This window comes from Streptomyces sp. NPDC007346 (assembly GCF_040703535.1).
GTDB lineage: Bacteria > Actinomycetota > Actinomycetes > Streptomycetales > Streptomycetaceae > Streptomyces.
This window is the reverse complement of the sequence record NZ_JBEYKR010000071.1, coordinates 26,220-36,299: the sequence shown is the minus strand read 5'-3', so window position 1 is coordinate 36,299 and position 10,080 is coordinate 26,220. Positions and strand designations below refer to the sequence as shown.

The following is a 10,080-nucleotide window of genomic DNA, read 5'->3' as shown; positions in this document are numbered from 1 at the left end:
GATCATGCCCAGCAGGCCATTGAGCGGGGTGCGGATCTCGTGGCTCATGTTGGCCAGGAATGCGGCACGGGCCTGGGCCATGTCCAGTGCTCGGCTTCCCGGGTGCGCACCAGCAGCAGCATGAACGTCGAGAACAGGTACGAGCCCGCGTTGGCGATCAGTGCCACCGGAGCGGTCAGCACGGAGACCAGGACACCCGCCATACCGGGCCCGGCGACGTCCGAGACCGACTGGCTGATCCCCATCTTGGCGTTGGCCTCGACGTAGTGCTTGGGATCCTTGACCAGGGTCGGCACGAACGGCATCCAGCTCACGTCGAACAGACACGAGGCGGTGCCCAGCGCGCAGGCGATCACCAGCAGCACCGGCATGTTGAGGACGTCCAGCCAGTGCAGTACGGGGATCAGCCCGATCAGCACCGCCCGGAACAGGTTGGTCGCGAGCATGACGTTCCGCCGCCGGACCCGGTCCACCCAGACTCCGAAGAGCAGGGCGAAGCCGATGTACGGGACGAGTTGCAGGAAGCGCAGGAAGCCGACCTGCTCGTCACTGGCGTTGAAGGCGTAGATCGCGGTCAGCGGCAGCGCCAGGTTGGTGACCTGGGTGCCGAGCAGCGACACCGTCTCGCCGACCCAGAACTTCAGGAAGTCCTGGTGGTGCCAGAGACTCCGGACCGGTTCGTCGGCTTCGCTCCCGGTTTCGTCGGATGTGACCGACATCGATGCCCCTAACCGTAGTTCTCGGAGTCGAGCGCGTCCTGGATGATCCGGGTCAGGGTCACCAGGCTCTCGCCGTTCCAGATGGTGTGATGCGTCCCGGGGACGGTGTACTCGCGGAGGCCGGGCATCAGCCGCTTCCACGGCATGTCCTCCGCGACCGACCGGCCCGCCAGGATGTGGATCGCGGGCCCGTCGTAGCCCCCCGTGACGTCGATGGAGTAGAAGCCCTCCAGATGCGACCGGAAGACGTCGTACTGACCGGCCAGCAGGTAGGCGTCGAACTCCTCCGGCAGCAGCCCGGACTCCTCGACGGCTTCGAAGACGGTGTCGGGCGCGATGTCCGACGGCCACTTGGCGAAGAGCTCCTTGAGCGCGGCGGGCTCCTCCTCCAGCCCCATCATGTCCCGGATGTAGCGGATGAGGATGTCGCGTTCCGGCGGGAGCGGCGCCACCACCGGCAGACCGGTGTCCACCATGATCAGGTTGGCGACCTTCTCGCCGGCCGCCGTCAGCCGCTTGGCCATCTCGTGCGCCAGCAGACCGCCCAGCGACCAGCCCATCAGCCGGTACGCGCCGCTGGGCTGGAACTCCCGCAGGATCTCGGTGTACTCGTCGGCCAGGTCCGGCAACGACCGCACGGGGGTGCGGTCGTTGTCGAACCCGGGTGCCTCGAACCCGTACACCGGCCGCCCCTCGTCGAGCAGCCGGGCCAGGCCCGCGTACGAGTACGCCGAGCCGGACACCGCGTGCACGCAGAACAGCGGTGTCCGGTCGCCCTCGGTCCGCAGGGGAACGATGCGGTCCAGGTCAGCCACGGGCCTTCGCCTCGATCAGCTCGTCGATCACGGTGGAGATGCCGCTGACCGTGGCGTTGCCGTAGAGCAGGCGCACGCTGATGCGGATCTTGAGGGTCTTGTTGATCCGGCTCACCACCCTCAGCGCCTGGAGCGAGTTGCCGCCGATGTCGAAGAAGCTGTCGTCGGCGCCGACCTGCGCCAGGGCCAGTACGTCGGCGAAGACGGCGGCCACCTGCTCCTCGGTCGGGGTCCGGGGGGCGGTGAAGTCGCGGTCGCCGTCCTCGTCCGCCGGCTCCGGAAGCGCGTTCCGGTTGATCTTCCAGCCGTCGTTGTTCATCGGGAACGCGTCGAGGGGCACCCAGGCGGTGGGCACCATGTACTCCGGCAGCGACTCGGCCAGGTGCCTGCGCAGCTCGTCGATGTCCGGCGCCTTGTCCACCGAGGTGAAGTAGCCCACCAGCCGGTTCTCACCGCGCCGGTCCGGACGCATCAGGACCACGGCCCGCAGGATGCCGGGGTGCGACTGGAGCGCGGTCTCGATCTCGCCGAGCTCCACGCGCAGACCGCGCAGCTTGACCTGGTTGTCCATGCGGCCGAGGAACTCGATCTGGCCGCCCTCGGTCCAGCGCACCAGGTCACCACTGCGGTAGACCTTGCTGCTGGGGTCGAACGGGTCCTGGATGAACTTGGCCGCCGTCATCTCCGGCTGGTTCAGGTAGCCGCGGGCCAGCCCGCCCTCCTTGCCGCCGATCAGCAGCTCACCGTAGACGCCCTTGGGCACCAGGTTGTTCTGCGGGTCGACGACGTAGACCTGACGGTTCAGCTGGGGGCGGCCGATCGGCGGCGGCGTCGTCCACTCGATCTGCTCCACGTGGTACTCGGTCTGGCCGATCGCGCACTCCGTCGGACCGTACAGGTTGAGGTACTTGCGGCCCGGCAGGTTCCACTTGTTGACCAGCTCGGGGGGGAGCACCTCGGCGCCGCCCATGACGTACTTCAGGTCCGGGTACGGCTCGGGCTCCATCACCGACTGCATCGCGGGCGGCAGGCCCGCGTAGGTCACCTTCTGGTCCCGCAGCAGCGCGGTGAGCGCCTCCGGGGACTGGGCGTCCTCCGGCGACACCGCCACCACCCGCGCGCCGACCAGGAAGGCCGTCCAGATCTCGCCCTGCGACATGTCGAAGTTCAGCGCGGGCAGCTGGAACAGCCGGTCCTGGGGGCCGAAGTCGAACGTGCGCCGGTAGGCCTCGCAGAAGAACGAGACCGCGCGGTGGGCGATCATCACGCCCTTGGGCGTACCGGTGGAGCCCGAGGTGTAGAGGACGTACGCGAGGGACTCGCGGGTCGCCCACTCCTCCAGCGGCTCGTCGGCGGGGACGGCCTCGATCTGCGGCCAGTCCGTGTCGATCAGCACCCGCGCCCAGCCCGAGGGCTCCGGCAGCCGGTCGGCCAGCGTGGAGCGGGTCAGCACCACCGGGGCCGCGGTGTCGCGGATCATGTAGTCCAGGCGTGCGGCGGGCAGCTTCGGGTCCATCATCGCGAAGGCGCCGCCCGCCTTCAGGATGCCCACCATCGCCACGTACGCGTCCACGTCGCGGTCGATCACCGTGGCGACCACCTGGCCGTGCTTCAGGCCCAGGCCGCGCAGGTGGCGGGCGAGCCGGTCGGCCTGCCGGTCGAGTTCGCCGTAGGTGATCTCGACGTTGCGGCAGACCACGGCCACCGCGTCGGGGGTCTCCCGCGCGATCTTGGCGAAGCCGACGTGCAGGGCGTCCTCGGCGTACTCGGCGTCCTCGCCCTTGCCGATGGCGAAGACCTCGTCGCGCTCGGCGTCGGTCAGCAGCGGAAGCTGGGAGACGCGCAGCGAGGCGTCCTTCACCGCGGCCGTCAGCACCGTCTCGATGTGGCCGAGCAGGGCCTTGACGCGCCACTCGTCGAACAGGTCCTTGGAGTACTCGACGAACGCCTTGAGCGTGTCACCGGACTCGACGAAGTCGATCGCCATGTCGAAGCGCGAGGAGGCGCCGGGCGGGCTGACCGGCACGCTGGTGAGACCGGAGAAGGACACGCTGCCACCGGAGTTGGCGGCGCCGAGCAGCTGCATGGACACCTGGAACAGCGGGTTGCGGCCGGCCACCCGCTCCGGCTGCACCCGCTCGACGATCAGGTGGAAGGGGACCTCCTGGTGCTCGTAGAGGTCCAGGTTGGCGTCGAGCGTCCGCTCCAGCAGCTCGGCGAAGGTGGGGTCGCCCGACACGTCGGAGCGCGAGACCACCATGTTGACGAAGAGGCCGACCACATCCTCCAGCTCGACCTCCGTCCGGCTGAGCATCGGCACCCCGACCGGGATGTCCTCCTGGCCGGTGTAGCGGCTCAGCACCACGTTGAGCGCGGCCGAGAGCACCATGTACAGCGAGACGCCGTGCTCCTTGGCCAGCGCCCGCGCCCGCTCCAGCAGCTCCGCCGGGAACTCCCCGACCACGGCGCCGCCGCCCCGGGTCGCCGTCGCGGGCCGGGGCCGGTCGGTCGGGAACTCCAGGGTGGGCAGGTCGGCCAGCTTCTCGGCCCAGAAGTCCAGCTCCTCCTTGAGCACCTCGCCCCGCATGTGCTCGCGCTGGGCGCGGGCCACCTCCAGGTACTGCGAGCCGGGCTTCTCGAACTCCGGCTCGCGGCCGGCCAGCAGGGCGTCGTACGCCGCCGTCAGTTCGGCGTTGACGATGCCGGAGGACCAGCCGTCCGTCGCGATGTGGTGCAGGTTCTGCACGAAGACGTGGTCGTCGTCGGCCAGCTTCAGCACGCTGTAGCGGTAGAGCGGCCCTTCCTGCAGGTTGAACGGCTTGCCGGAGAGCTCGCCCAGGGTCTCCTGGATGACGCGTTCCTGGGCCTCGGGGTCCAGCCCGGTCCGGTCGACGACCGGCAGGTCCACCTCGGAGGCCTCCGCCGCCACCTGGTAGGGGGTGCCGCCCTCATCGGCGTGGATCGTCACGCGCATGGCCTCGTGCCGGCCCACCACCAGCGTGAGGCTGCGCCGGAGCAGATCGATCCGGAGCGGGCCGCGCAGGCGGGAGGCGAGAAGGATGTTGTAGGCCGTCACACCGGGGGTCAGCTGGTCGAGGAACCAGAGCTGTTCCTGGCCGAACGAGAGCGGCGCCCGGCGCAGGGCTTCGGTCGATGTGGTCATGAGTGCGACTTTCTGTGCGATCGGATAACAACAACGCAGCACTTGCGGTGGCCGCGTCACCTTTTGGGTGCGGCACCGCAAGTGCTCGTCGTGAACGGGGGGGTGGTCAGCCCTTACGGCGGGTGACGAAGGTGTCGTTGATGACGTAGCCGTCGAGACCGTGCTCCTCGCCGTACTGGAGGAGGTCGCTGGTCGCGTTGATGAACCCGCGGCCGTTGAAGTTCAGCGAGGTGTTGCACAGGACGCTGAACCCGGTGATGTCGCGGAACGCCTCCAGCAGGGTCGCGATGCCCGCGTTCCGCTCGTGGGTGACCGTCTGGGTGCGGGCGGAGCCGTCGATGTGCGTGACGGCCTTCAGCTCCTCGGTGGTCACCCGGTTGAAGAAGAGCATGTACGGGTCGTGGACCGAACCGACGAACCACTTGTCCGCGTCCGACTCCAGCGCGATCGGGGCGATCGGGCGGTAGCCCTCGCGTCCCTTGATCGTGTTGAGCCGTACGGTCGTCTCCTCCGTGAAGGGCGCGGCCAGGATGGACCGGTTGCCGAGCGCGCGCGGACCCATCTCGTAGCGGCCGCGGGCCCAGCCGATGATGTTGCCCTGCTCCAGGAAGCGGGCCACCTCGGCGGCGACCAGCGGCCGGACCTCGTACTTCGCCGGGTCGGGCTGGACGTCCTCCAGGAACTCCTCGCCCGCGTAGACGTCCCAGTCGATGGCCGCCTGGCCGGTGTAGTGCAGCTGGGCGTCGATGGCCGTGCCGAGCGCCGCGCCGCTGTCGTTCGGGCACGGCGGCACGAAGACGGACTCGAACAGGCCGCTCTGCCGGAACTCGGCGTTCCAGTTGCAGTTCAGGGCGCAGCCGCCGGAGATCTGCAGCGGCAGCCCCTCGGTGAGGTTCTTCGCGGCGTAGTCGTAGAACCGCCCGAAGATGGCGTCGGAGTGCTTGGCCGCGGCGTTGCGGTACGCCTGCGACTCGACACCGATGTTGTACAGGTGCGACCAGGTCATCTCGTCCTTGGAGACACCGAGCACGATGCCGTCCTGCTTCAGGATGAAGTCGATCGTCTCCTTCTCCTCCCTGGTCATCGGGGAGTCGTCGGCGAAGGCCGTCAGCGCCATCTGCTTGCCGGCGTGGCTGTAGTTGAAGTAGCCCTTGCCCGCCGGGTGCTTGGGGTCGGCGAGGGAGAACAGGTAGGCGTACTTGTTGCCCGGGTCGGTCATCACGTGCTTGAGGTGGGTGACCTCGCCGGCCTCGTCGATCCGGTAGAAGTCACCGATGCTGCCCTCCCACACCAGGGAGTAGTGCGCCTGGCCGGTGGCGGCGGGAGCCATCCCGTACGCGGTCATGATGTGCGAGCGCTCGTGGGTCGAGGAGAAGATCCGGACGTCCTTGCCGAACCACTTGCCCGGGTCGTCCTGTATGGAGCCCTCGCCGACGCCGAAGTAGCCGGCCCGCAGCTTGGGTTCGACGGAGTGGAAGCCCTTGACCCAGCCGCTCAGCGAGATCACGTCGGGCTGGCGGTCCAGCATCCCGGCGGCCCGGGTGATCACCTCGGCGGTCAGCCGGTCGTACCGCGGGAAGCTGTCCTTCTCCGCCTCCAGCGCGAAGAGAAGCTTGCCGTCCTCGATGGCGACGACTCCGCCGTCATGGCCCTCTTTGAAACCCAGGATCAACATGTGTGGGAGAACCTTTCCTTAAAAGGGATTTCGGGTTACTGCGCCGGCCGGTCGCCGTCGGGGCGGCCGGTGACACGTCCGGTGCCGAGCACGGGCCCGAGGACGCGGTCGAGGTCGGTCAGGGCACGGGACCAGACGCCTGGTGACGGCACGTAGTGGTTGTAGTAGCTGGCCCCCTCGGCGGGCGGCCCGAAGACGGCGACCGACCGCCGGGTACCGGAGGCCTCGCGCGGGACGACGAACCCGTCACGGTCCAGGCGGAGCGCCCCCTGGGGGCCGGGGGCGGCCCAGTCGCGCAGCGAGCAGGCGACGGGGTCCACCTCGGGGTCGAGAACCGGCCAGTCCATGTTGGCCTTGATCACCACGTCGGCCCCGATGCGGTGGGGCCGGTCCAGCGCCGTCGAGGCGATCGTCCAGCCGTCCCCGTCCCGGGCCACCTCCGGCGCCGGTCCGGGGCCCGGCACGACGACTCCGGCGGCGATGAGCTGGAGCAGTTCGTGGATGCGCTCCTTCTGCGGGCCGATCACGGTCCGGTTGACGAGGGGGACGTACTCGCCCATGAAGTAGCGGTGCGACTCCTCCGTCAGCCCCGGCGGGTCCACGGCCGCCCGCACTCCGTCGCGGTGGTCGCGGAGGATCTCCAGGCCCTCCTTCACCGCGCTGGCGCCCAGTCCCCGCTCGGCCTCCCGCAGGTCCGCCGACGCCCGCGCGACCAGCTCCGCCACGTAGGCGTCGTAGCTCGGCGCGCTCTCCCCGACCGGCCGCAGGATCCGCTCGACGGTCGCGATCTCCTCCGGTGCGGCCGATTCCATCCGGGCGAGGGCCTCGCGGTGGATCAGCGGTTCGATGTCCCGCCGGAAGTCGAGGCGGCCGTCCTCGGTGCGCTCGCGGAGTTCGGCGACGGCGGCCTGGGTGAGGAACGCGGCCGGTGCGGCGCGGCGGTCCCGCGTGGTGGCGGGCCGGGCGCAGGGCAGCCGGCCGGCCCGGTTCACCAGGACGATGCGCGGCTCACGGCCCGAGGCCCGGTAGCCGTCCTCGGTGAACTCGCCGCCGCGCCCCACGGTCAGCGCCGCGATCACGTCCATGGCGCTCAGCCCGGTGCCGAGCAGGGCGACCGTGGCGTCCTCGGGGATCTTGTCCACCTGGTCGGGCAGCGGGTACGGCATGGCGATGAAGCCGTCCGTCGCGGCCGGGGGGCTCTGGGCGACCCCGTGGCCGGTGGTGACGACCGCCAGGTCGACACGGTGCTCCACACCGTCGGCGAGCGTCACCGTGGCGCCTTCGGCGTCCGGGCGTACAGCGGCGGCCACCGCCGGCACGCGGCGTACGGTCAGCCGGTCCGAGGCCGAGGCCCGGTCCAGCAGCTCCCCGGCGGCCCACTGGAGGTACTCGCCGAGCAGCCGGCGCGGCAGGAAGTCGTCGAACGCGACGGGTCCGTGGTGCTCCTGGCACCAGTCGAAGAACCCGGGTCCGGGCGTGACCGGCGCCCCCGGGGTCATCCGCTCGTCGGAGAAGATGGTCAGCTGCGAGGCGATGGTGTTGAGCAGCAGGTAGTCCGGCTGCTTGACATCGTGCATGCCGACGCCCGGCTCACCGGGTTCGATCAGCAGCAGCTCGACGGGCGGGCCGTCTTGCAGGGTGTGGCTGATGACCCGCTCCAGCGCCGAGAGGCCGCGCGGGCCGACGCCGATCACGGCTATGCGTACGGGAGTCACCAGCGGCTCGTCTCGCCGAAGAAGTTCGGGATCTCCACCGCGAGGCCCTGCTCGCGGGCCGCGCCCAGGACGTACTGGCCGACCGCGAGGTCCAGCACGCCGAGGCCGAACGGGGAGAAGACCAGCCCGCGCTGGGCCTGCGGCTGGGTCCGCCCCTTGAGCACGTCCGCGAGGGTTCCGCTGACGAAGTCGCGGCTCCCGGTGGCCTGTTCGGCCAGGTGCGGGGAGGTGTTGGCCTTCATGCAGTGCTCGACGTCGTCGAAGTAGTTCTCGGCGGCGAGGATGACCGTGGGCTGGAAGTCGCGCAGGGAGATGTTGAGCGCCACCTGGCCGGGGCGGAGCAGCTGCCCGATGTACGGGGTGCCGGCCGTGGTGGTGGTGATCACGGTCTGGGCGGTGAGCGCCTCGGTCAGCGAGCCGACCGCCTTGGCCGTGAGCCCGAGCTCCTCGGTCGCGAAGCGGGCCAGGTTCTGCGCCGACTCGGCGTGCAGGTCGAAGACTTCGACGGACCGGAGCGGGTAGTCCGTGGCCACCAGGTAGCGGAGGATGGTTCTGGCGATGACACCGGCGCCGATGAACGAGACGTGGCCGTCCGGGGTCACATGCCGGGCGAACGCCCGTGCCGCCACCGCGGCCGAGGCGGCGGTGCGGACCGCGCTGATGTTGGCGGCCTCCAGCAGGGCCTTCGGGTAGCCGGTGGCGTAGTCGTTGAGGATCAGCGCCGCCGAGGCCCGCGGTATGCCCTCAGCGACGTTCCCGGGGAAGCTGGATATCCACTTGATCCCGACGGCGTGGTCCTCGGGCAGCTCGATCGAGGCGGGCAGGGCGATGATCCGCGCGTCCGGCTTCTCGGGGAAGCGCAGGAAGTAGCTGTCCGGGTTGACCGTCTTGCCGGCGTCGTGACGCAGATAGGCGTCCTCGACCAGGTCGACGACCTGGGCCGCCGAGCTGTCGAGGATGTCCTTGACGACCTTGCCGGGCACCACATCAAACGAGAACATCGAGCTCCTCCTCGGGTAGCTGTCCATCAGCGAAGTGGGCCTTGTCCAGACCCCGGTCGGCCACCCACTTGTCGTCGTACACGGAGTTCAGGTAGCGCTCGCCCAGGTCCGGTGAGATCGCCACCACGGTCGCGTCCGACGGGATCTGGGGGGCCAGACGGCGGATCGCGGCCAGGACCGTGCCGGTCGAGCCGCCCGCGAGCAGACCGGAGTTCTTGGCCAGCCAGCGGCACTCGCGCACCGTCTCCCACTCGGGGATCAGCAGGACCTCGTCGGGCGCCTGGTTGTCCAGGATCGGCGGTCGCTGGCTGGTGCCGAGCCCCGGGATGTGCCGGGGCCCCGAGGTGGCCTGGAAGTTCACCGAGCCGGCGGTGTCGACCGCGATGATGCGGGTCTGCGGGCTGCGGCGGCGGAAGTAGTCGATGCAGCCCATCAGGGTGCCGCCGGTCCCCACTCCCAGGAAGAGGTAGTCGACCTTGCCGAACTCCCTGAGCATGGAGGGCGCGGTGGCCTGTTCGTGTGCCGTGGGGTTGGTCGGATTCTCGTACTGGTTGAGCCAGTAGACATTCGGGTCAGCGGCCTGCAACTGCTGTATGTAGGAAATCCTGGAACCCAGGAAGCCACCGTTGGCGTCCCGTTCGGTGATTTCCACGACCTCCGCTCCGAGGGCGCGCATGATGGCCACGGCCGTCGCATTGGAATTCGGGTCGGTCACCAGGGTCAGCCGGTAGTCCTTCGCCGCACAGATGACGGCGAGGGAAATTCCGAGATTCCCGGATGTGGATTCGATGAGCCGAAGGTCGGTCAGGTCGCGTCCCGAGTTCTCGGCGGCCTGGATGAGCCCGTGGGCGGTCTTCATCTTGATCGAGCCGCCGGGATTGAATCCTTCGACCTTGAAATAGAGCCGGTTCAGGTCATCGATCCCGGAGACCCGTAGGTATATGTCGTCCAGGATAAGATCATAGACATGCTCAGCAATCAACTTCATTCCC

At 69.3% G+C, this 10,080-nt stretch carries 8 protein-coding genes; all 8 read right to left on the bottom strand.

Going from position 1 to position 10,080, the window contains the following annotated elements:
- A partial coding sequence (locus tag AB0917_RS19630) for a hypothetical protein (RefSeq protein WP_366820862.1) occupies positions 1 to 48 on the bottom strand: 48 nt, incomplete at its 3' end.
- On the bottom strand, positions 45 to 719 hold the full coding sequence (locus AB0917_RS19625) for an MFS transporter (RefSeq protein ID WP_366820861.1): 675 nt from the start codon (positions 717 to 719) through the stop codon (positions 45 to 47). The genes AB0917_RS19630 and AB0917_RS19625, both read right to left, overlap by 4 nt.
- 8 nt (positions 720 to 727) lie before the next feature.
- Complete coding sequence (locus tag AB0917_RS19620) at positions 728 to 1,534, bottom strand: alpha/beta fold hydrolase (RefSeq protein WP_366820860.1); 807 nt, start codon at positions 1,532 to 1,534, stop codon at positions 728 to 730.
- Positions 1,527 to 4,697: an amino acid adenylation domain-containing protein gene (locus tag AB0917_RS19615; protein WP_366820859.1), complete on the bottom strand. Its 3,171-nt coding sequence runs from the start codon at positions 4,695 to 4,697 to the stop codon at positions 1,527 to 1,529. The genes AB0917_RS19620 and AB0917_RS19615 overlap by 8 nt, the downstream gene beginning before the upstream one ends.
- 106 nt (positions 4,698 to 4,803) lie before the next feature.
- Entirely contained in the window at positions 4,804 to 6,372 is a 1,569-nt protein-coding gene (locus AB0917_RS19610) for a carbamoyltransferase C-terminal domain-containing protein (RefSeq protein ID WP_366820858.1), read from the bottom strand.
- Between the two features lie 35 nt (positions 6,373 to 6,407).
- Positions 6,408 to 8,087 (bottom strand): FAD/NAD(P)-binding protein, encoded by a 1,680-nt coding sequence (locus AB0917_RS19605; protein ID WP_366820857.1) that lies wholly within the window; start codon positions 8,085 to 8,087, stop codon positions 6,408 to 6,410.
- Complete coding sequence (gene sbnB / locus AB0917_RS19600) at positions 8,084 to 9,088, bottom strand: 2,3-diaminopropionate biosynthesis protein SbnB (protein ID WP_366820856.1); 1,005 nt, start codon at positions 9,086 to 9,088, stop codon at positions 8,084 to 8,086. Before sbnB ends, AB0917_RS19605 begins: the two co-directional genes overlap by 4 nt.
- Positions 9,075 to 10,076, bottom strand: a complete 1,002-nt coding sequence (gene sbnA, locus AB0917_RS19595) for a 2,3-diaminopropionate biosynthesis protein SbnA (RefSeq protein WP_366820855.1) — start codon at positions 10,074 to 10,076, stop codon at positions 9,075 to 9,077. The genes sbnB and sbnA overlap by 14 nt, the downstream gene beginning before the upstream one ends.
- Positions 10,077 to 10,080: the final 4 nt, after the last annotated feature.

Excerpts from the sequence above, each read along its gene's own strand:
- sbnA (WP_366820855.1), bottom strand. The coding sequence starts at position 10,076 with ATGAAGTTGATTGCTGAGCATGTCTATGATCTTATCCTGGACGACATA.
- AB0917_RS19610 (WP_366820858.1), bottom strand. The coding sequence starts at position 6,372 with ATGTTGATCCTGGGTTTCAAAGAGGGCCATGACGGCGGAGTCGTCGCC.
- AB0917_RS19625 (WP_366820861.1), bottom strand. The coding sequence starts at position 719 with ATGTCGGTCACATCCGACGAAACCGGGAGCGAAGCCGACGAACCGGTC.
- sbnB (WP_366820856.1), bottom strand. The coding sequence starts at position 9,088 with ATGTTCTCGTTTGATGTGGTGCCCGGCAAGGTCGTCAAGGACATCCTC.
- AB0917_RS19615 (WP_366820859.1), bottom strand. The coding sequence starts at position 4,697 with ATGACCACATCGACCGAAGCCCTGCGCCGGGCGCCGCTCTCGTTCGGC.